The organism is Kribbella yunnanensis (assembly GCF_039529655.1).
GTDB lineage: Bacteria > Actinomycetota > Actinomycetes > Propionibacteriales > Kribbellaceae > Kribbella > Kribbella yunnanensis.
In genome coordinates, this window is record NZ_BAAANF010000009.1 from 128,740 (window position 1) to 149,810 (window position 21,071).

At 67.9% G+C, this 21,071-nt stretch carries 19 protein-coding genes; 14 read left to right on the plus strand and 5 right to left on the minus strand.

What is annotated here, in order from left to right; all coding sequences use genetic code 11:
- Nucleotides 1–28 precede the first annotated feature (28 nt).
- Nucleotides 29–1,435, minus strand: coding sequence for a glucuronate isomerase (gene uxaC, locus ABD231_RS14125; RefSeq protein WP_344150446.1), 1,407 nt, complete (start codon nt 1,433–1,435; stop codon nt 29–31).
- 161 nt (nt 1,436–1,596) lie between these two features.
- On the opposite strand from uxaC, the gene ABD231_RS14130 reads away from it, so the two are divergent.
- Together ABD231_RS14130 and ABD231_RS14135 are read left to right on the plus strand one after the other, a co-directional pair.
- Nucleotides 1,597–2,613, plus strand: coding sequence for a LacI family DNA-binding transcriptional regulator (locus ABD231_RS14130; RefSeq protein WP_344150449.1), 1,017 nt, complete (start codon nt 1,597–1,599; stop codon nt 2,611–2,613).
- The gene (locus tag ABD231_RS14135; protein WP_344150452.1) at nt 2,610–3,989 is read left to right on the plus strand and encodes a mannitol dehydrogenase family protein; all 1,380 of its coding nucleotides are present in this window, start codon (nt 2,610–2,612) and stop codon (nt 3,987–3,989) included. The genes ABD231_RS14130 and ABD231_RS14135 overlap by 4 nt, the downstream gene beginning before the upstream one ends.
- Before the next feature lie 1,467 nt (nt 3,990–5,456).
- Here the strand turns inward: ABD231_RS14135 and ABD231_RS14140 are convergent.
- Together ABD231_RS14140 and ABD231_RS14145 are read right to left on the minus strand one after the other, a co-directional pair.
- Entirely contained in the window at nt 5,457–7,268 is a 1,812-nt protein-coding gene (locus ABD231_RS14140) for a right-handed parallel beta-helix repeat-containing protein (protein ID WP_344150455.1), read from the minus strand.
- Nucleotides 7,269–7,464: 196 nt separating this feature from the next.
- Entirely contained in the window at nt 7,465–9,171 is a 1,707-nt protein-coding gene (locus ABD231_RS14145) for a right-handed parallel beta-helix repeat-containing protein (RefSeq protein WP_344150458.1), read from the minus strand.
- Nucleotides 9,172–9,261: 90 nt separating this feature from the next.
- On the opposite strand from ABD231_RS14145, the gene ABD231_RS14150 reads away from it, so the two are divergent.
- From ABD231_RS14150 to ABD231_RS14205, 12 genes are all read left to right on the plus strand, one after another.
- Nucleotides 9,262–10,473 carry a glycosyltransferase family 4 protein gene (locus tag ABD231_RS14150; protein ID WP_344151215.1) on the plus strand — a complete coding sequence of 404 codons (1,212 nt, stop codon included), beginning with the start codon at nt 9,262–9,264 and terminating at the stop codon, nt 10,471–10,473.
- A 68-nt stretch (nt 10,474–10,541) separates the two neighbouring features.
- Nucleotides 10,542–10,973: an adenylyltransferase/cytidyltransferase family protein gene (locus ABD231_RS14155; RefSeq protein WP_344150460.1), complete on the plus strand. Its 432-nt coding sequence runs from the start codon at nt 10,542–10,544 to the stop codon at nt 10,971–10,973.
- A complete protein-coding gene (locus ABD231_RS14160; RefSeq protein ID WP_344150462.1) occupies nt 10,970–11,704 on the plus strand; it encodes a CDP-alcohol phosphatidyltransferase family protein in 735 nt (244 codons plus the stop codon). The genes ABD231_RS14155 and ABD231_RS14160 overlap by 4 nt, the downstream gene beginning before the upstream one ends.
- Entirely contained in the window at nt 11,704–12,135 is a 432-nt protein-coding gene (locus ABD231_RS14165) for an FAD synthase family protein (RefSeq protein ID WP_344150464.1), read from the plus strand. The genes ABD231_RS14160 and ABD231_RS14165 overlap by 1 nt, the downstream gene beginning before the upstream one ends.
- Entirely contained in the window at nt 12,135–13,322 is a 1,188-nt protein-coding gene (locus tag ABD231_RS14170) for a glycosyltransferase (RefSeq protein WP_344150467.1), read from the plus strand. Before ABD231_RS14165 ends, ABD231_RS14170 begins: the two co-directional genes overlap by 1 nt.
- Nucleotides 13,323–13,380: 58 nt before the next feature.
- Nucleotides 13,381–14,571: a quinolinate synthase NadA gene (gene nadA / locus ABD231_RS14175; protein ID WP_344150470.1), complete on the plus strand. Its 1,191-nt coding sequence runs from the start codon at nt 13,381–13,383 to the stop codon at nt 14,569–14,571.
- A gap of 170 nt (nt 14,572–14,741) precedes the next feature.
- A complete protein-coding gene (locus tag ABD231_RS14180) occupies nt 14,742–15,836 on the plus strand; it encodes a glycerate kinase family protein (protein WP_344150473.1) in 1,095 nt (364 codons plus the stop codon).
- 107 nt (nt 15,837–15,943) lie between these two features.
- Entirely contained in the window at nt 15,944–16,300 is a 357-nt protein-coding gene (locus ABD231_RS14185) for a HesB/IscA family protein (RefSeq protein ID WP_344150476.1), read from the plus strand.
- An 80-nt stretch (nt 16,301–16,380) separates the two neighbouring features.
- The gene (locus ABD231_RS14190) at nt 16,381–17,055 is read left to right on the plus strand and encodes an ABC transporter permease (protein WP_344150479.1); all 675 of its coding nucleotides are present in this window, start codon (nt 16,381–16,383) and stop codon (nt 17,053–17,055) included.
- On the plus strand, nt 17,048–18,208 hold the full coding sequence (locus ABD231_RS14195) for an ATP-binding cassette domain-containing protein (RefSeq protein WP_344150482.1): 1,161 nt from the start codon (nt 17,048–17,050) through the stop codon (nt 18,206–18,208). The genes ABD231_RS14190 and ABD231_RS14195 overlap by 8 nt, the downstream gene beginning before the upstream one ends.
- Nucleotides 18,205–19,014 carry an ABC transporter permease gene (locus tag ABD231_RS14200; RefSeq protein WP_344150485.1) on the plus strand — a complete coding sequence of 270 codons (810 nt, stop codon included), beginning with the start codon at nt 18,205–18,207 and terminating at the stop codon, nt 19,012–19,014. Before ABD231_RS14195 ends, ABD231_RS14200 begins: the two co-directional genes overlap by 4 nt.
- Nucleotides 19,011–19,973 carry a glycine betaine ABC transporter substrate-binding protein gene (locus tag ABD231_RS14205; protein ID WP_344150488.1) on the plus strand — a complete coding sequence of 321 codons (963 nt, stop codon included), beginning with the start codon at nt 19,011–19,013 and terminating at the stop codon, nt 19,971–19,973. The genes ABD231_RS14200 and ABD231_RS14205 overlap by 4 nt, the downstream gene beginning before the upstream one ends.
- Here ABD231_RS14205 and ABD231_RS14210 read toward each other — a convergent pair.
- Complete coding sequence (locus ABD231_RS14210) at nt 19,945–20,436, minus strand: hypothetical protein (protein ID WP_344150491.1); 492 nt, start codon at nt 20,434–20,436, stop codon at nt 19,945–19,947. The two genes, ABD231_RS14205 and ABD231_RS14210, sit on opposite strands and share 29 nt — an antisense overlap.
- The gene (locus ABD231_RS14215; RefSeq protein ID WP_344150494.1) at nt 20,433–20,969 is read right to left on the minus strand and encodes a hypothetical protein; all 537 of its coding nucleotides are present in this window, start codon (nt 20,967–20,969) and stop codon (nt 20,433–20,435) included. Before ABD231_RS14215 ends, ABD231_RS14210 begins: the two co-directional genes overlap by 4 nt.
- Nucleotides 20,970–21,071: the final 102 nt, after the last annotated feature.

Here is a 21,071-nt window from a genome sequence, read left to right on the forward strand (position 1 = left end):
AGCCGTACAGATCTGGTGGAGACTACAGCTAGCTCAGGTACGTGTCCCGCGCGAGGTTGTAGGCCAGGTCCTGCGCGACCTCGAACGCGTCCTCCTCGTCCAGCCGATGCTGCACGACCAGGTCGGCCAGATAGCCCGCGTCGATCCGTCGGGCGAGGTCGTGCCGCGCCGGAATCGACAGGTACGCACGGGTGTCGTCCACGAAGCCCGACGTGTTGTAGAAGCCGGCCGTCTCGGTCACCAGCTCCCGGAACCGCCGCATCCCACCAGGACTGTCCAGGAACCACCAAGGCGCTCCGAGCCGGACCGCCGGATACACGCCGGCCAGCGGCGCGAGCTCCCGCGAGTATGTCGTCTCGTCGACGGTGAACAGCACGATCCGGAAGCCTTCCGCATGCCCGAACCGCTCGAGCAGCGGCCGCAGCGAACGGGTGAACTCGGTCGTGACCGGGATGTCATGCCCCTGATCCGGCCCGTACGTCGCGTGGATCGCCGGATCGTGGTCCCGCAGGACGCCTGGGTGCAGCTGCATGACCAGCCCGTCGTCGGCCGACATCACCGCCGACTGGAACAGCATGTGCCCGGCGAACGCCGCCGCATCCTCGGTCGACACCTGACCCTTGAGCGCGTCGGCGTAGATTCGCTCGGCCTCCGCGTCGGACAGCGGTGTCGCCGCCGCACTGAAATGCCCGTGGTCGGTCGCCTTCGCTCCCGCTTGCACGAACACCTGCCGCCGCTTCCGGATTGCCTCCAGATAGCCGCCGTACGTCGAGGTGTCGACCTCGGCGAGCTGTCCGAGCTGCTCGGCCAGGTAGCTCCAGCCGGGCCGATCGAGGTGAACCACCGCATCCGGCCGGAAGGTCGGGATCACCCGGCCGGGCAGCTCCGCCTCGAGCTGTGCATGGAGGGCGAGGTCATCGGTTGCGGCATCGGTCGTGGAGAGCAGCTCGATCCGGAACCGGTCGAGCAACGCCCGCGGCCGGAAGTCGGGCTCGGCGATTCGCGCCGAGATCTGGTCGTACAGCTCGTCAGCCGTCTCGGGCGATGGGTGGGCCGTCAGCCTGAGCACCTCGGCGAACTCGTGCTCCAGCCAGTACCGGCTAGGCGTCCCGCGGAACAGATGCCAGTGCGCGCAGAACTCCCGCCAGACGTCACGCGGGTCGGCGGTCCGCGCGCCGTTGCGACGGGGGAGACCCAGTCGATCCGGCGAGACTCCTTGGGAGACAAGCATCCGGGTGACGTAGTGGTCCGGGATCACCAGCAACTCGGCCGGGTTGCCGAACGGCTCGTCGGCCGCGAACAGGCTGATGTCGACGTGCCCGTGCAGGCAGAGCAGCGGCAGATCCTTCGTCGACGCGTGGATCCGGCGCGCCAGGTCGCGTGACTCCCCGGCCGGCAGGGCGCGATCGGGATGGGGTTGCAGGGCCTTGGGCATGAGGACCTCCGAAATGTTCGGCTGCGACGCTCGACTGAGGCGAGTACTGAAAAGGATTGCAGTCCTTCGTCAGCAAGGCAAATCGGCGTGTCGCGTGGTCGATTTGACAGTCGATTGCAACGGATTGCAGACTGATCGCATTCCGGCCGGAGGAGGTGGCGATGCCCGCGACGATTCGTGACGTGGCACTGCTCGCCGGCGTGTCTCCGTCCACCGTGTCCCGCGCGCTCTCGGTGCCGGACATGGTGAATGTGGACACCCGCGCCCGAGTGGCCATCGCCGTCGAGCGGCTCCACTACCACCCGAACCGGGCTGCCCGCGGACTCATCACCGGCCGCACCGGGAATGTGGGCCTCGTCGTCCCCGACGTCGCCAACCCGTTCTTCGCCAGCGTGGTCAAGGGTGTCCAGGCCCGGGCCCGTCGTGACGACATCGCGGTCTTCGTCGCCGACACCGACGAGGAGCCCGCGGTCGAGGCAGGCCTGATCCGGGCGTTGGCCAAGCAGGTCGACGGTCTGGTCCTCTGCTCACCCCGCTCGAGCGCCGAAGACCTCGCCGCGATCGCCGAGGAGACCAACGTCGTGCTGATCAACCGGGGCGTCATGGGCGTCACCGGCATCAGATTCGATGACGAGGACGCGATGCGGCAGGCGCTGGCACACCTCGTCGCACTCGGCCATCGCCAGATCGCCTGGGTGGCCGGCCCGGATGCCTCCTGGTCGAATCAGCACCGCACGGTCGGTCTGCGCGCCGCCGCTACCGCCCGGGATGTCGAGCTGATCGAGGTCGGGAACTTCGCGCCCACCTACGAGGGCGGTGTCGCCGCAGCGGATCAGGTCGTCGCCACCGAGGCGACCGCCGTCGTCACCTACAACGACCTGATCGCGATCGGCCTGCTGTCCCGCCTGCACGCCCGCGGAATCTCGGTACCTGACGACCTCAGCGTGCTCGGCGTCGACGACATCGAGATGTCCCGGATGGCGATCCCGGCACTCAGCACGATCCGGCTGCCACAGCAGCGCGCAGGCCAGATCGCCGTCGAGACGCTGATCGGGCTGATCACGATGCCGGAGGCCGTGCCACCGATCCTGCGGAGCAACGCACTGACCGGCGAGCTGATCGTCCGCAACTCCACCGGCCCGGCACCGTCCCCCAAAGGCCGAAAGAGGTCACCGTGAACAGGTTGAGTCTCGCCCACCTGCCCGTCGCCCCCGCCGTCGATCCGCGGTCCCTCTCGGTCGGTGTCGTACACCTCGGCCTCGGTGCCTTCCACCGCGCCCACCAAGCTGTCATCACCGAGCGCGCGGCCGCACTGACCGGCGATACCCGCTGGGGCATCAGCGGCGTGAGCCAGCGCTCAGCCACCGTCCGCGAACAGCTGGCCCCACAGGACGGCCTGTACGCCGTTCTGGAGCGTGGCGCCGGGGATCCGACGGCCCAGGTCATCGGGAGCATCCGTGAGGTGCTCACCGCGCCTGAGGACCCCGAGGCGGTCGTGGCCCGGATCGCCGACCCTGCGGTCTCGGTCGTGACGCTGACGGTGACCGAGAAGGGCTACCGCGCCAAGAACGGCGCACTCGACCTGGACGACCCAGAGATCCAAGCCGACCTCACCGGCCGCCCGCCACGCACCGTCGTCGGCCAACTGGCCGCCGCGCTGGCCCGCCGCAACGACCCGCTGACGATCGTCTCCTGCGACAATTTGGTTGCCAACGGCCCCTTCCTCCGCCGGCTGGTCGCGGAGTACTTCGAAGCACTCGGCAAGGTGCCCGAGGTTTTCGAGGCATCCCGCTTCCCCGCGAGCATGGTGGACCGCATCGTCCCGGCCACCACCGACGCCGACCGCGACGAGGCCGCCCGCCTGCTCGGCGTACGAGACGAAGCGGTTGTGGTCGCGGAACCGTTCCTGCAGTGGATCATCGAGGATGACTTCGCCGGCCCTCGCCCCGCGTGGGAGCAGGCGGGCGCAGTCCTCACTGGTGACGTAGCCCCCTGGGAGCAAGCCAAGCTCCGCATCCTCAACGCCACCCACTCAATGCTCGCCTACCTCGGCGCCCTCCGCGGCTACGAAACCATCGCCGAAGCAGTCCGCGACGAGGAACTCGCCGCCCTTGCCCACACCCTCATCACCGAGGACGTCATCCCCACCCTCACCCCACCCGACGGCCTAGACCTCCCGTCGTACGGCGCCACCGTGCTGGAGCGCTTCGCCAACCCAGCCCTCAAACACCGCACCACCCAGGTAGCCATGGACGGTTCCGTAAAACTCCCCGTCCGCCTCCTAGGCACAGTAGAAGACCGCCTTGCGGCCGGCGCCGAACCCACCACCCTGGCCCTAGCCGTAGCCGCCTGGATGGTCTACGCCAAAACCGCCCCCACCCTCGACGACCCCCAAGCCCCCCTCCTCACCAAAGCCCTGACCAACGCCACCACCCCCACGGCAATCGTCGACACCCTCCTAGCCATCAACACCATCTTCACCCCCACCCTCGCCACCTCCACCCCCTTCCGAGACCTCCTAATCACCCACGTAACCACCCTGACCCGCCCCTAACCCACCCTTCGCCACGTCGGCCCCCTCCCGCCCAGCCAGTCGGCGACCTCACCCGCCTCAACACCCCGCCGCCCCAACTGGGGCCGGGCACGCAGCCTCTGCTTGGCCGCCGCTGCGGCCGGCTTACAGAGGGAGGGGTGGCTGGCCGGGTCTATGGCTGAGCCGCTTGGCGAGGCCAGCGACCGAGGTGCACGCCGCCTACGGCTGACGGGCTGTGGTTGCCGCCGACAGCAACGAGGCATGCCATCTGACCCGTCGCGGTGGGCACAGCCGATCAGCTGGTCTGAGTTGCTGAGGGCGGTTGGTTGACTGGTCTGCGTGCCGAGGGCGAGTGGCTGACTGACTGGCGGAGTCGAACGTCCATCGGAACCACCAGATCCACCCAGCACGACCCACCAACGAACGGCCGCCACCAAGCGTCCGACATGTCCCTTCACACCCGTCCGACATCTCCCGCCAGACACAAGCCTGAAGCGGCAGCCGGGCGAGCCGAACGCCCAGCCGGTGCAGGCCCCCAGGCGAAGACTCCCCAGCCCCCGCCGACCACCTCCAGCGACGAAGCCGAGCATCGTGCGACCGATCCGCTCCCGCCGTGCTGTTCCACGGGTACGGCGGCGCGGCCGGACCCGCGCTCGACAAGCCCCGCCTCAGGCGCCCGTCCCTCGCCTGCAGAAACCACAGTCGGTCGTCCCGGGCTGCGCTCATCTCGATCGCCGTCGGCATCTAGTCTGCGGCCACCTAGCTGGTCAGCCTCAGACCAAGTTCGCCTCGGTCGCAAGCCGCTCCCGGTCTGCAGTCGCCTAGCCGGTCGGCCCCAGGCACGTTCGGCTTGGTTGCCGGCGGCAGTTGGTCTCCTACCACCTAGCCGGCACCCCCAGGCGATGGTCAGCTCGGTCGCCGACGGCGTGTGATCTGCGGCAACCGAAGCCCGTCGGCCCCATGCAACGGTCAGTTTGGTCGCCGGCCGTATGTGATCTGCGGCAACCGAAGCCCGTTCGCCTCAGGCGGCGTTCAGCTCGGTTGCCGGCCTCGCCGAGCGGCTCAGCCACGGGGGCGGCCAGCCACACGTCTTTCTGCAAGTCGGCCGCAGCGGCGGCAACCAGTGCAGTAGGTGCTCGGCCGCATCGGTGCATCAATTGGTCGGAGGATTTTCGGGCGCCTGGACCCGAAAATCGTCCGACTAGCGGGAGACGGTCGTGCGGCACCATCCGCGAACCGTTCCGACTGAGGTCGGCGGGTGCGTGGAGCTTGGGTGGGTTCGGGGTCGGTAACTATTGGGTGGTATTTGAGAAATTGTTACCGGCTCGGGCGGGTGGCGGACGTGGGGCACTCACCAAGTGGGGTTGGGGGTGGTTGCTGAGTGATGGTTGAGCGTGGGGACGGGAGTGGGGCGGGAGTTGGTGAGTGGGGGCGGTCCGCACGGGGTGGCTGGCGAGGGGAATGGCAGGTCTGGTGAGGGGGCGGGGTTTAGCGGGGTGGGGGGAGGCGGTTTTGGGTGAAGGTGCTGGTGGGGTCTTGGCCTTCTTGTTGCCATTGGCGGGCTGTGTACCAGCGGCCGGTTTTCTGGAAGCGGGTGGAGGTGAGGCTGTCCAGACGGTAGGTGTTTTTGTCGAGGGTGACCTCGCCGGCGGGGATGACGGCGCCTGAGTTCTGGACCATGCCGGTGGCGGTGGTGCCGCCGCGCATGGTGATCAGGTTGCCGGTGACGGTGATGTCGCGGAGGAGGTTGACGCCCCAGGGGCCGGAGCCGCGGGTGCGGGACTGGATGGCGATGCCGTTGACGTTGTTGCCGACCACGTTGTCGCGGACTGTGACGTTCGAGGAGGTGTTGATGTTGATGCCGCCGCCGTCCCAGAGGGACTTGCCGGAGCCTCGGCCGGTGCCGTGGCCGTTGCCGGTGACGAGGTTCTTCTCGATGACGCCGTTGCGGCCGATCTCGAAGCGGATGCCGTCGGCGGCGTTGTCCACGATGGTGTTGTCGCTGAACGTGCGGTTGTCGTCGTAGGCGTCGCTCCAGAGGCCGACGCCGCGGTTGTCCTTGATCAGGTTGCCGGTGACGGTGCCGCCGTTCGACCAGGTGGTTTTGATGCCGCCGGATTCCCAGTCGGCGATCCAGAAGCCGTCGGTGTTGTTGTTCCGTACGTCGTTCTCGGTGATGGTGCCGTTGGTCGTGCTGTACTGGCCGACGCCGAGCTGGCCGTTGTCGTGGATGCTGTTCTTCTCGAGGGTCGCGCCGTCCGCGTTCACGAGCATGACGCCGACGGCGTGGTTCCAGCGGACCTCGTTGCCGGTGGCGCGCCACTTCGGGCCGAGGACGAGGGCGCCGCCTTGGGGTGCGGTGGCGAAGTGTTCGATCGTCAGGCCGCGGACCGTCACGCTGGCTGCGTTGGAGGCGATCGCGGTGGCGGTCTTCGACATCTCGACCGCCTTCTTGCGCGGATCGGTGCCGAGGTAGACGGCGTTCGCGGTGTAGTCGGCGTAGAAGGTGCCAGCGGCAACCTTGTCGCGGGAGGCGACGCGGGTGAGGTGCTTACCGTCCACGAACACCTGTTCGCGGAGGTAGCAGATGTTCGCCACGTTGTCCTCGCATTGCCCGGTCTGCGTGTACGCCGGGGGCAGCACTCCCGTGGTCACCCAGTTGTCACCATTTGCCGCCCACTGGGTGAGGGGGATCGATCCGGTCAGCACTGCGCCGTTTTCGCCGGTGAGCACCTGGTTGGACTTCGGGGCGATCGTCGTGCCGATCCGGTGCAGTCCCTTGGTGAAGCAGAACGTCGTCCCGGCCGCAGCACCCGCCACCACCTTGGCCGCATCGTCCTCCGGCGTGATCTGCACACCGGGACACGCGGGATTCGCAGGAGGCGGAGTCGTCGGGTCCGTGGTCGGGGGAGCGGTCGGCGTCGGAGTGGTCGGTCCTGGCGTAGGCGTCCCGGGGGTCGGCTTGCCGGTGGGATCGTCGGCCGGCCCGATGGCGATCAGGTCGTTGCCAGACTCGAGATCATCGGTTGGGTGGAGACGCCAGGTGTCTTCGCCCGAGGTGTCCTGCGGGTCGTCGGGGGCCTGCGAGTCAGCTGCCGGCTGGGGGGCTGTGCCGGGGTGGGCGGTGAGGAGCTGGGCGGTGGGGCGGGGGACTGCGCCCTGGGCAGCGTCGTCGGGTAGGCGGATGCCGACGGGGCTGTCCGGGGCGGCAGCGGGGGTGCCTTGGGCGTGGGGGGCAAGCAGAGCAGCAGTGAGGGTGCCGGTGGCAACTACTGCGAGAACGGTGAGCGGTGGTTTCACTGAGGAGCCTCCGGGGGGCAACGTAGTTCCTCGGCGCACCCCCCAAGGCGCGACTTCAAGTCAGCAGCGTACTACGTCGGGTAGTCATTGCAACCCTCATTCCGTTGCTTTATGCACCAAATTTACAGACGTTGCAGAGGGCACCGATCACGCAGCGCGAATTCGGTTGCGAACAGTAATTGCGGCGCGCGCGTGATCAGTTGGCCAGGAAGGTGCTGATGGTGTCGAGGCCGGCGTCCTGCCAGCCGTCGGCGGTCAGCTTGGTGCCGAACTTGGCGAACCGCTTGGCGCCGAGGGCGTCCAGTACGTACTTGTTGCCGGTGAACGTGACCTCGCCGGCCGGGACCGGGGAGGCGGTGTTCTGGACCATGCCGGTCGCCGCAGTTCCGCCGGTCATGGTCACGGTGTTGCCGGTGACCTCGATGTCGCGGAGGACGTAGGCGCCCCAGGGGCCGAGACCGCGGGTGCGGGACTGGATGGTGATGCCGTTGACGTTGCCGGAGACCGAGTTGCCGCGGATCTTCACGCCGGTCGACGTGTTCACGTTGATACCGCCGCCGTCCCACAGCGACGTACCGGAGCCGCGGCCGGTGCCGAAACCATTGCCGGTGATGGTGTTGTTCTCGATCACGCCGTTGCGGCTGATCTCGTAGCGGATGCCGTCGGCGGCGTTGCCGGTGATCTTGTTGCCGCTGATCACGCGGCCGTCGTCGGCAACGTCGGCCCACATGCCGACGCCGCGGTTGGCCTTGATCACGTTGCCGCTGACCGTGCCGGAGGAGCGGGTCGACTTGATGCCGCCGGACTCCCAGTCGGCGGCCCAGAAGCCGTCGGTGTTGTTCTCGCTGATCACGTTGCGGGTCACGGCGGCCGCGGCCGAGCTGTACTGGCCGAGGCCGAGCTGGCCGTTGTGGTGGATGAGGTTCCGGTCCACCTTGGTGTTGTTCGCCTTGACCAGCATCACGCCGACCGCGTGGTTCCAGCGGACGTCGTTCGCGGTCACCTTCCACGATGGGCCGGACACCAGTGCACCGGCTTGCGGAGCGCTAGCGAAGTGCTCGATGGTCAGCCCGCGCACGACCACTCCGGTCGCGCCCGACTCGATCGCCGTCGCGGTCTTCGACATCTCGACCGAATGCCCGGTCGGGTTGCTGCCGATGTACACGGCGTCCGCGGCGTAGTCGGCGTAGAACGTCCCCGGAGCAACCGACGCCAGGCTCGCCACGCGGGTCAGATGTGCTCCGTCGACGAAAACCTGCTCCCGCAGGTGGCAGATGTTCGCCTTGTTGTCCTCACATTGCCCAGACTTCCCGTACGCCGCCGGCAGCACCCCGCGGACGACCCAGCGATCGCCGTCGGCGGTCCACCCGGTCAACGGCACCGACCCCGTCAGTACGGCGCGATCCGCGCTCGCCAGCACCTGGTTCGCCTTCGGGCGGATCGTGGTGCTGATCCGGTGGACGCCGGCCGCGAAGCAGAACGTCGTACCGGCTGCTGCCGCACTGACGACCTTCGCCGCGTCGTCGCCCGGATCGATCGACACGCCGCGGCAGGGACCCGCGAGGGCGGGACCGGCCGAGCCCTGGTCGACGACGGGCACAGTCGGCGCAGTGACGGAAGGAACCGGCACCGTGGGCTTGGTGGGGGCCTTCGACGGAACGGGCTTCTTCGACGACGGTTGCCCACCCGCTGTGCCCTTCGACGACGGGTGGTTGGTGGCGGGCTTCGACGCGTGGTGGGTGGGCACCTTGCCCCGCGCGATCGAGGGATCCGAATTCGCGCGTGACTTCACGGCACTGGTGGCGTTGTTCTCGTGTGCGATCACCGGGAGGGCGACCGTAACGACCGCGACGGCAGCAGCGATGAACGCTGCGAACCATGCCGTAGAGCGCTTACTGCTCAAGGAAACCCTCCGGGGTTTGCGGTTCGACACCGGCCTGGATACACCAGCCGTAGCCACCGCGAGACTTAAGGTAGTGCCATGCGGGTCGCCATGTTGCACAACCGTTACCGGAGTGGTCAACCCAGCGGCGAGAACACCGTCGTCGCGCAAACGGTTGATTTGCTGGGTAACTCAGGACATGAGATCGACTTCTACGCTCGGAACAGCGACGACATCGCCGAGATGGGCCGAAAAGATCGCGCATTGTTACCGTTCCGCTCCGTATGGTCATTTTCGGCCGAACGCGATTTAACACAGCTATTGCAAGCGAACCGGCCTGATGTGATGCATGTGCACAACACCTTCCCGCTGTTCAGCCCTTCGGTTCTGCGTGCGGCGCACCGGTTGGACCTGCCGGTGGTGGCGACTCTGCACAACTTCCGGCTGATGTGTGCGAACGCCGTACTGCAGCGCGACGGTGGTCCTTGTGACTCCTGTGTCGGCAAGCTTCCGCTGGCCGGTGTGCGGCACAGCTGCTACCGCGAGTCCCGTGTGCAGACGCTGCCGTTGGCAACCAGCATCGGCATCCACAACACCATGCACACCTGGCAGCGGTATGTCACCAAGCTGATCGCGCCGTCGGAGTTCGTGAAGGAGCGGTACGTCGCTCATGGATTCGATGCGGACCGGATCGTCGTGAAACCGCATGCGGTGCCGCATGACGGCCGGGTCCGGACCGGGCCGGGTGATGCGGTGGTGTTCCTCGGGCGGCTGGTTGAGGACAAGGGGTTCGCGGATCTGTTGCGGGCCTGGGATTCCTCGCTCGGAAAGCTGGTGGTGATCGGGGACGGTCCACTGCGCGCCGAGGCCGAGGAACGGGCCCGCGAAGACCTGTCGATTCAGGTTCTTGGTCAACTACCGTGGGCGGATTGCATGGATGTGCTGCGATCCGCGCGCGCCGTCGTCGTACCGGCGCGTTCGTATGAGACCTTCGGACTCGTGGTGGTGGAGGCGTTCGCGCACGGCGTTCCGGTGGTTGCGTCCCGGCTCGGCGCGCTGGCGGAGCTGGTGGACGACGGTGAGACCGGTGCGCTGGCCGAGCCCGGCGACCCGGAGGGACTGCGCAAGGCGATCGGGCTGGTGACGGATCCGGCGACTTCGGTAGCCTTCGGCGAGCGGGCCCGCCAGGTCTACCTGGACCGCTTCACCCCGGAGCGCGACCTCGCGGCCACCGAAAGGATCTACACGAATGCGATCGCCGAGCACGCGCGCGGCGAAGGTTTCCGGAAGGGACGCCAAAGATCCGGTATGGGCACGTCGTGACGCAGAGGTATAGGGTCACCGCTGACGGTCAGGCCGCACATCGGCCCGGCCGCGCACCAGGACGCTCCGTGGGGGAGCCGCAGGGGGAACACAGTTTGTCGCAGCAAGGATTCTTGGCCGGGGTCTTCGACCTGTTCCACGTCGGGCATCTCGACGTGCTCGAGCGGGCCCGCCAGGCGTGCGACCGGCTGGTCGTCGGCGTGCTGACCGACGAGTGGGCGATGGACGCCTGGGGAGCCCGGCCGTTCGTGCCGCTGGTCGAGCGAGTCCAGATTCTGCAGCACCTGCGAGCGGTCGACGAGGTTGTCGTCATCGACGACGTGGACAACCACCTGCTGACCGGTCGGCTGGTGTTCGCGGCCGACGTCGACGGTGTCCTCGGTGCGGACGACCTGAACGGCGTACCAGGTATGCACGAGCTTCCCGATGTGCGGATGTCCAGCAGCACGATTCTGCGCGCCGCGATCGACCAGCGGCAGTCCCGCAGCTCGGTGGCATGACCGCCGGCTCCTTGGGCGAGGTCGTCGCCCGGTTGTCCAGGGCACAGAAGCCTTCGGCTGGTACGCCGGCTTATTCGCGGTTCGTGAATCGGCGGATCGGGCGGGTGTTCGCGGCGACCGCGTTTCTGGCGGGCCGGACGCCGAACCAGGTCAGCATCACCAGCGGGCTGTGTTCGCTGGCCGGGATCGCGCTGGTCGCGACCGTGCGGCCGTCGTTCGGGCTGGCGCTGGCGGTGACCGCGCTGCTCGTGCTCGGGTACGGGCTCGATTCCGCCGATGGTCAGTTGGCGCGGTTGCGGGGTGGCGGTTCGCCGCTGGGTGAGTGGCTGGATCACATGATCGACGCGGTGAAGATCGTGCTGCTGCACAGCGCCGTACTGGTCTCGTTCTACCGGTTCGATGCCTTTAGCAACGAGCTGGTGCTGCTGATCCCGCTGGCCTACCTCTGCTTGTCATCGGTGCTGTTCTTCGGGCTGATCCTGATCGACCAGCTGCGCCGCGGTCATGGTGGTGCCCAGAAACCCAACCAGCGTGGCGATTCCGTGCTGAAGTCGTTGCTGATCGCACCGACCGACTACGGCGTACTGTGCCTGGTCTTCCTTGCCTTCGGCACCCCGTCGCTGTTCGCCGTCCTGTACGGCGGCCTGCTCGCGATCAACCTGTTGTTCCTGGCGGCGGCCGTCGCCAAGTGGTACCGGGAGATGGCTGCGTTGCAGCCGGTGCGCGGCTGATGGCCGATCTGATCATGGGCCGTGTCGGCTACGCGCCGGGTGTCTACGACATGTTCCACATCGGTCATCTGAACATCCTGCGCCGGGCCCGCGAGCACTGTGACCACCTGATCGCCGGGGTCGTCGAGGACGATGTGGTGACCCGGATCAAGGGCCGCCCGCCGGTCGTTCCGCATGACGAGCGGATGGATGTCGTGCGGGCGCTCGGGCTGGTCGACGAGGTGGTCAGCGACTGGTCGAGCGACAAGTTCGAGATGTGGAAACAACTCCGGTACGACGTCCTGTTCAAGGGCGACGACTGGAAGGGCACGGAGAAGGGGACCCGGCTCGAGCGGCTGCTCGGTGAGGTCGGGGCGCAGGTGCACTACTTCCCCTACACGGCGTCCACCTCGAGTACGGATCTGCGCCGCCTGCTGGAGGGCATGAACTGATGACGAGCCGTCCGAAGGTCCTGATCAGCGCGTACGCGTGCCGGCCCCAGGGCGGTTCGGAGCCCGGCGCAGGCTGGGCGTGGGCGAAGGCCGCGGCCCGCGATCACGACGTGTGGCTGCTGACCCGGCGGAAGTTCGCTCACGAGATCGCCGACGAGCTCGCGATCCGGCCGGTGCCCGGACTGACCGTCGTACCGCTCGAGCTGCCCAGCTGGGTCCTGAAGCTGCGGCGACGGCCCGCGGATGTGTACTGGTACTACCCGCTGTGGCAGCGGCTGGCCGCGCGGACCGCGCGTGAGTTGCACGCCGAGCACTCGTACGACGTCATTCACCATCTGACGTTTGCCGTCGACTGGATGGCGGCGGGTGTGGTTCGGCCGTCGTCGGCGAAGGTGATCTGGGGGCCGGTCGGTGGTTCGACGACCGCGCCGCTGTCGATGGCGCACTGGCTGGGACCGCGCGGTGTGGTCGGCGAACTGGTGCGCCGGGTCTACACCGGTATCCGCCGGCACCTGACTGGGCGCAAGGCAGCCCGGACCGCGGATCTGATGGTTGCCCAGAACAACGATGTCGCCGAGACCTTCCGTTCGTACGCTCGCGAGATCGTCGTCCAGCCGAATGTCGCGATCAGCCGCTTCACCGCCTCCGGCCCGTACGAGCCGTTCGGGCCGCCGGGCGTGAAGACCGCACTGTTCGTCGGCCGGCTGATCCCGTGGAAGGGCGTGCTACTCGCGATCAGCGCACTCGCCCGCCCCGAGGCGGCCAACTGGGTGCTCCGGATCATCGGTGACGGCCCGGACTGGGAGCGCGCCGAGCGGCTCGCCCTGCAACTCGGGGTCCGCGACCGCGTCGAATTCACCGGCCAGCTACCCCGTGAGTCGGTGCTTGCCGCGATGTTCCGGGCGGACGCCGTACTGGCTCCTGCTCTGCGCGAAGCCGCCGGGTGGGCGGTCACTGAAGCTCTCGCCTCCGGTTGCCCCGTCGTCTGCCTCGACCGCGGCGGCCCCTCCGTCATCGTCGGCCCCGGCGAAGGCGTCGTCGTCCCCTGGCAAGGCGATCCAGTCGGAGGTCTGGCGAAAGGCCTGGCTTCCCTCGACGGCCGCATCACCCCCGTCGACCGCTGGGGCCCCGACCGCCTACCGGACCTGCTCACCAAGTGGTACGCCGGAGCCCACGTCTCCCACTGAGTTTCACGATCCGGGCAGTGACGGGGGACACGCGGCGGGTGTCGGCGGACGTGGCACGATGATTGACGTGACGACGATTGCCGATGGGCCGAAGTCCCTGCCGCTGTTGTTCCTGGGCCAGAACACCGATCCGCACTCCGAGCGGGGTGTCGAGTGCCCCGGAGCGTTGCCTCCGGCATCCGATCCGGACCTGGTTGAGCGGGCTCTAAAGGCAAAGGCTGCGCTGGGTGACCAGGTGTTCGTGCTGGGTCACCATTACCAGCGTGACGAGGTGATTCAGTTCGCTGATGTCACCGGCGACTCGTTCAAGCTCGCGCGGGACGCGGCTAACCGGCCGGATGCGCCGTACATCGTGTTCTGTGGTGTGCACTTCATGGCTGAGTCGGCTGACATCCTCACCAACGAGAACCAGACGGTGATCCTGCCGGACCTGGCGGCTGGGTGCTCGATGGCGGACATGGCGCGGATCCAGCAGGTCGAGGCCGCCTGGGAGGCCCTCGCGGACGCCGGGGTGGCCGACGTGACGGTCCCGGTCACCTACATGAACTCCAGCGCCGACATCAAGGCGTTCTGCGGTCGCAACGGCGGCGCAGTCTGTACGTCGAGCAACGCCGACGTGGCGCTCGCCTGGGCGTTCGAGCAGGGCGAGAAGGTGCTGTTCCTGCCGGACCAGCACCTCGGCCGGAACACCGCCGTACTGCAGATGGGCATCTCGCTCGACGAGTGTGTCGTCTACGACCCGCACAAGCCGGGTGGTGGGCTGACGAAGGAGCAGTTGACGGCCGCCAGGATGATCCTGTGGCGCGGACACTGCTCGGTGCACGGGCGGTTCACGCCGGAGTCGGTCGACGACGTGCGCTCGCGGGTGCCCGGGGTGAACGTGATCGTGCACCCGGAATGCCGGCACGAGGTCGTCACCAAGGCTGACTACGTCGGGTCGACGGAGTACATCATCAACGCGCTGGCGAAGGCCGAGCCCGGTACGTCGTGGGCCGTCGCCACCGAGCTCAATCTGGTCCAGCGGCTGGCCAAGCAGAACCCGGACAAGAACATCGTCTTCCTCGACAAGACGGTCTGCTACTGCGCCACGATGAACCGGATCGACCTGCCGCACCTGGTCTGGGCACTGGAGAACCTGGTCGCCGGTCACGTGGTCAACCCGATCAAGGTCGACGCCGCCACCGAGCACTACGCCAAGATCGCGCTCGACCGGATGCTCGCCCTCCCGGGCAAGTCAGCCCGCGACTAACTCCGTCCGACGGCACCTGATGGGTCAACCCATGAGGTGGTGGGTTCTGCACCCGCATGCGAGTGGGGAACCCACAAGCTGATGGGGGAACCCATCAGATGGCGCTGGGGGGAAGTGTCCGGGTGGTGGCTGGGGAGCGCTTTCCGGGGTGAGTGGGGGAGGATGTGCGCATGCGAGTGCTGATTGCGCCGGACAAGTTTGCCGGGACGTTGACCGCGGTCGAGGCGGCTGCGGCCATCGAGGAAGGGTGGCGGCGGCGGGATCCGCAGGCTGAGGTGCTGGTGGCGCCGATGGCTGACGGCGGCCCGGGGTTCATCGACGTGCTATCCGCGGTGGTGGACGGGAAGCTGCTGGCGGTGACGGTGCGTGGGCCGCTGGGCGAGGACACGCCGGCGACTGTGCTGCTCGCGGGGGAGACGGCATACATCGAGACCGCGCAGGCGTGCGGCCTGCACCTGGTGGAGCCGAAGGACCGGCGGCCAGAGGACGGTACGACGTATGGCGTGGGTCAGCTCGTTGCCGCGGCTATCGATGCCGGGGCCAGGCGGATCATCCTCGGCCTGGGCGGTTCGGGCACGAACGACGCGGGTGCCGGGCTGCTGGCCGCACTGGGTGCGACCGCGGTGGACGGCAACCTGGCCGCGGGCGCCGCCGGGCTGGCCGAGTTGACGTCGGTCGACCTGGAGCCCGCGCTGGCCCGGGTGGCCGGGGTCGAGTTCGTGGCGGCGAGTGACGTGGAGAACCCGATGCTCGGGCTGCGCGGCGCGACCAACATCTTCGGGACCCAGAAGGGCATCACTGACGAGCGCAAGCCTGCGGTGGACGGGTACCTGACCAAGTTCGCGGAGCTGGCCGGGCGGAAGACCGCCGACCAGAAGGGCGCGGGCGCGGCGGGCGGGCTCGGTTACGCGCTGTTGCTGCTGGGCGCCGAGCGGGTCTCCGGGATCGACCTGGTCGCGGCGCTGACCGGGCTGAAGGAGAAGGCCGCCAAGGTCGATCTCGTGCTGAGCGGCGAGGGCGCGTTCGACTTCCAATCCCGCGACGGCAAGGTGATCGCCGGGGTGGCCAAGGTCGCGAACGACGCGATGCGGCCGTGTGTGGTTCTGGCCGGCAAGGTGCTGATCGGATCCCGGGAAATGCGCACGATGGGGGTCGAATCGGCGTACTCGCTGGTCGACGCGGTGGGCGAGGAACAGGCCTTCGCGGACCCGCACGGGTCGCTGGCCGCGGTGGCCGAGCGGGTGGCCAAGACGTGGGCGCGGTGAGCAAGATTCTTGATCCTCAAAATAGGTGTGCGACCATGGGAATGTTCGCGGACCGGGTGAGGTTGACCGGTGTTGACAGGATTTTTGCGAGATGACTGGAGTCAGGAATGACTGAAGCGCAGACCGAGCAGTCCGTCGCCACGGGTGTGCTCCTCACCGACGGGGCCGCAGCAAAGGTGAAGGCGCTGCTCGACCAGGAAGGCCGCGACGACCTCGCGCTCCGGGTCGCCGTACAGCCGGGTGGCTGCTCCGGGCTCCGGTACCAGCTGTTCTTCGACGAGCGCAACCTCGACGGTGACGTGGTCGCCGACTTCGACGGTGTGAGCGTCGTCACCGACCGGATGAGCGCGCCGTACCTCAAGGGTGCGTCGATCGACTTCGTGGACACGATCGAGAAGCAGGGCTTCACGATCGACAACCCGAACGCGACCGGCTCCTGCGCCTGCGGAGACTCGTTCAACTGATCTACCCCTGAAGCCCCCGGCCACCACTGGTGATCGGGGGCTTCGGCCTGTTCCGACACGCCGCGTGACCTGGCGTTCGTGTGAAGCGAACGCTTGCTGGGTACGAGCCGCATATGTGGGACTACATCACCGAGCGGCACGCTCAGCTGCTCTATCAGAGCTATCAGCATCTGAGTCTGGTGATCCAGTGCGTGCTGCTGGCGACCGTGCTCGCCGTGGCGCTGGCAGTCTTCGTGCACCGCAACCCAAGAGTCGTCGCGCTCGCCGGAGGGGTCAGCGCGATCGGTCTGACCATCCCGTCGTTCGCGCTGCTCGGTCTGCTGATCCCGAGCGCCGGCATCGGTACGGCGACCTCCGTGATCGCGGTCACTTTCTATGCGACCCTGCCGATCCTGCGGAACGCCGTCGTCGGCCTGGCCGGGGTTGACGCCGCCCTGATCGAATCCGCCCGCGGAATGGGCATGGGCGCCGTCCGCACGCTGATGCGGATCGAACTGCCGCTGGCCTGGCCGGTCATCCTGGCCGGGGTCCGGGTCTCCGCGCAGATGTCGATGGGGATCGCCGCCATCGCGGCGTACGTGCTCGGGCCCGGGCTCGGGAGCTTCATCTTCACCGGACTCACCCAGATCGGTGGCGCGAACGCGCTCAACTCCGCTCTGGTCGGCACCCTCGGAGTGGTGCTGCTCGCTCTTGTCCTCGATGCTCTGCTGCTGCTCGCCGGCCGCCTGACCACCTCAAGGGGTATTCGTGTCTGAAACCACCGGTGTCGACATCGAGCTGATCGATGTGGTGAAGCGGTACCCGGGCCAGAAGCGCGCCGCGGTCGAGAGCCTCAGCCTGCACATCCCGGCCGGGGAGATCGTGATGTTCGTCGGCCCGTCCGGGTGCGGCAAGACGACCTCGCTGAAGATGATCAACCGCCTGATCGAGCCGACCTCGGGCACGATCCGGATCGGTGGTGAGGAGGTCGGACGGCAGCACGACGACGATCTGCGTCGCCGGATCGGGTACGTGATCCAGGGCGGCAGCCTGTTCCCGCACATGACGGTCACCCAGAACATCGCGCTGGTCCCGGGACTCCTCGGCTGGGACCGACGCCGTACGGCGGAACGTGTCGACGAACTGCTCGAGCTGGTCGGCCTCGACCCGGCGCGGTATCGCGATCGCTACCCGCGTGAGCTGTCCGGCGGTCAGCAGCAACGGGTCGGTGTCGCACGCGGCCTGGCCGCTGACCCGCCAGTGATCCTGATGGACGAGCCGTTCGGAGCCGTCGACCCGATCACCCGGCAGCGGCTGCAGGACGAACTGCTCAGCATCCAGGAGGAGCTGCGCAAGACGATCGTCTGCGTCACCCACGACTTCGACGAGGCGGTCAAACTCGGTGACCGGATCCTGATCCTGACCGAGGGCGCCAAGATCGCCCAGTACGACGTACCGGAGGCGATCCTGGCCAATCCGGCCGACCGTTTCGTCGCGGACTTCGTCGGGGCCGGTGCCGCGCTGAAACAGCTCACGCTGAGCCGGGTCAGCGAGATTGACCTCGGCCGCCCGACCGTCGCACAGATCGGGGACGCGGCGGCCGACGTACTGCGGGCTGCACAGGCGGCCGGTGACGACTCGGTCGTGATCCTGGACGCGAAACGGCGGCCGGTGAACTGGATGTGGACCCGCGACCTGCTGGACGTGGACCGGGTTCCTGCGCCTCACGAGGACATCGACCTCGTCACCATCGACCGCCGGGCAACGCTGAACGACGCCCTCGACACGATGCTGGTCTGCAGCCACGGCAGCGCGGTGGTGACCGGTCGCCGGGACGAGTATCTCGGTGTCGTCGACTTCCAAGCCGTCTTGACCCGGATCCAGGAAACCCACGAAGAACACAACCCCACCGCCGAGGTCGTCGCGTGACCACACTAGACACCAGGCCGCCCGAGGGGCTTGCCGATGCGAAGGCGACGGCGGCGAGTCTGGCGAGTAGTCAGCCTCGGCGGCCGAGTCTGGGGTTGATGATCGGGCAGCCGTTGTTCGTGGCGCTCGTGCTGGCTGGCTGGGCGATCTGGCGGTCGCAGGCCGAGCTGGATTCGATCGAGAAGCGTCAGCTGGACTGGGGGTTGCTCGGCCGGCTGACCGTCGAGCACCTGAAGCTGACGCTGGTGGCCACGGTCATCGTGCTCGCGATCGCCGTACCGCTGGGGATCGCGCTCACCCGCCCCCGGCTGCGGCGGGCCGCGCCGCTTGTGGTCGCGGTGGCGAACGCCGGACAGGCCGCGCCGGTGATCGGGCTGATCGTGCTGCTCGCGATCTGGCTCGGCTTCGGCTTCTGGACCGCGATCCTCGCCCTGTGCCTGTACGCGATCCTGCCGGTACTGCGGAACACGATCGTCGGCCTGCAAGGGGTGGATCGAACCCTGGTCGAGGCCGGCCGGGGGATGGGGATGTCGAACCGGTCGGTGCTCGGCCGGATCGAGTTGCCGCTCGCCGTACCGGTGATCATGGCCGGGATCCGGACCGCGCTCGTCCTGGTCGTCGGGACCGCGACACTGGCCACGTTCATCGACGCCGGTGGACTCGGCAGCCTGATCACCACAGGCATCCGGCTGCTCAGATACCCGGTGCTGATCAGCGGCGCGATCCTGGTTGCCGCGCTGGCGTTGCTGATCGACTGGGCGGGCCGCGTCCTCGAAGAGGTCACCCGGCCGAGGGGACTGGGATGAAAAAGCTACTAGCCCTCGGTATGGCGTTCGTGCTCGCAGGCTGCGGTCTCGGGACCAGCGGCGGCTTCGTGCCGACCGGGTCGCTGAACGGACCGCTGAAGTCCGTAGCCCTGGATGGGTTGACGATCGGGATCGGCTCGAAGAGCTTCCAGGAGCAGCTGATTCTCGGCAAGATCGCCGCGATCCTGCTGCAGTCGGCGGGCGCGGAGGTGAAGGACCTGACCAACATGCCGGGCAGCGACACGTCCCGGCAGGCGATGTTGCAGGACCAGATCCAGTTCGCCTGGGAGTACACCGGGACCGCGTGGATCTCCTACCTCGGCCATGACAGCGGCATCCCGGACAAGCAGCAGCAGTACGACGCGGTCGCCAAGGAGGACCGGGAGAAGTACGGACTGATCTGGCTGAAGCCGGCGCCGATGAACAACAGCTACGGGTTCGCAGTCACCCGGAAGACGGCCGAGCGGCTGAAGATCAGCAAGCTCTCGCAGGTCGCGTCGCTACCCGCCAAGGAGCGCACGTTCTGCGTCGAGTCCGAGTTCGCCAACCGCAACGACGGCTTCGAGCCGATGCTCAAGCACTACGGCATTCCGCTCGGTAGCGGCGTCCAGCGCAACCAGGTCCGGACCCTCGACACCGGCGCCGTGTACGTCGCCACTCAGAACGGCGACTGCTTGTTCGGCGAGATCTTCACCACCGACGGCCGGATCAAGTCACTCGACCTGGTCGTGCTCGAGGACGACAAGAAGTACTTCCCGGCGTACAACGTGGCGCCGGTGGTGAGCAAGAAGGTGCTCGACCGCTACCCGCAGCTGCCGAAGCTGTTCGAGCCCGTCTCGGACAAGCTCACCGATGAGGTGCTGATCGACCTGAACGCCCAGGTCGACGTCGACGGCCGCGAGCCCGCCGACGTCGCCATGGACTGGCTGGTCAAGGAAGGATTCGTACTGCGGGACTAGGCCTGTACAGCTCGGCCGCGGCAATCGACACCGCCAGCGACAGCAGCAGGAACCCTCCGTACGTCGTCACGAGGCCGGCCCCGGACGGGTCTTGTCGACTGATCCACCAGAACAGCAGGACGCCGCCCGCAATCCCGAGCACGCCGGCCGACCGCGACCAGAGTCGTCCGAACCACAACAGTCCACCGAGGAGCAGGGCCGGGATGAAGACCATCCCGGGCCCGGCCAGGTCGACCACGCAGACCAGGGCGAGCAGTCGCCACCAACGCGACCGGCCGGCGGAACGGACGCCGTACAGGACTCCGAACGTGAGGCCGCAGAGAGCGGTGGAACCGAGGATGAAGCCGGTTCCGCTCCAGCTGAACTCGGGGTCGGTCGAGATCAGTCGCATCCACACCCGTGCCGCCGCACCCCACGCCAGGCCGAGCGCGAAGCCGGCGGCAGCGGCACGAGGAATGTTCACCAGGACACGGGCAGACAGGCTTGGCGTGGGCCCGCCGCGCCGTGGTGGTCGGTCGGCAGCTCGTGGATGACGACCGCGCGGGTGCCTGGCAGCGGGGTGAACGGGACGCGGGTGAGTGCGAACCCTCGCCCGGCCTGGGTCACCTTGAAGTCCAGCCACACCTCGGTGGTGGCATCGACCCTTGGCGGGACGATTCCGGCGACGGTGTCGGAGTTGTAGTGCGGTCCGGCCGCGGCGCCGTTGCCGGTGACGCAGGGGCCGGTGTGCAGGTGGGCGCCGAATTCGCGGCCGGCCACCGACTGGTCGATCCCGCGCACCTTCAGGATCACCAGGCTGCGGCCCTGTCGCTGGACCATCAGGAACTTGGCGCGCGCGTGGTCGAACGGCCCGGCGGTGCCGAGCTGCAGATCACGAAGGTTGCCGCGAGCCCGCACCACCTCGGCGGGGCTACTGGCTTGGGCGGGCGCCATACTGACCACGGTCGTGGTCAGTAGGACCGCCGCTGTCGCTGCGAGATACCTGGGTACTGTCATGACTCCCCCTATCGGGTCCATGCTGGGAAGCAGGATCACTTCTACAGACGGGCCGTGAACCGGCCCGGGTGACACGGAAAATAAGCTCCTCGCGCTGTCACC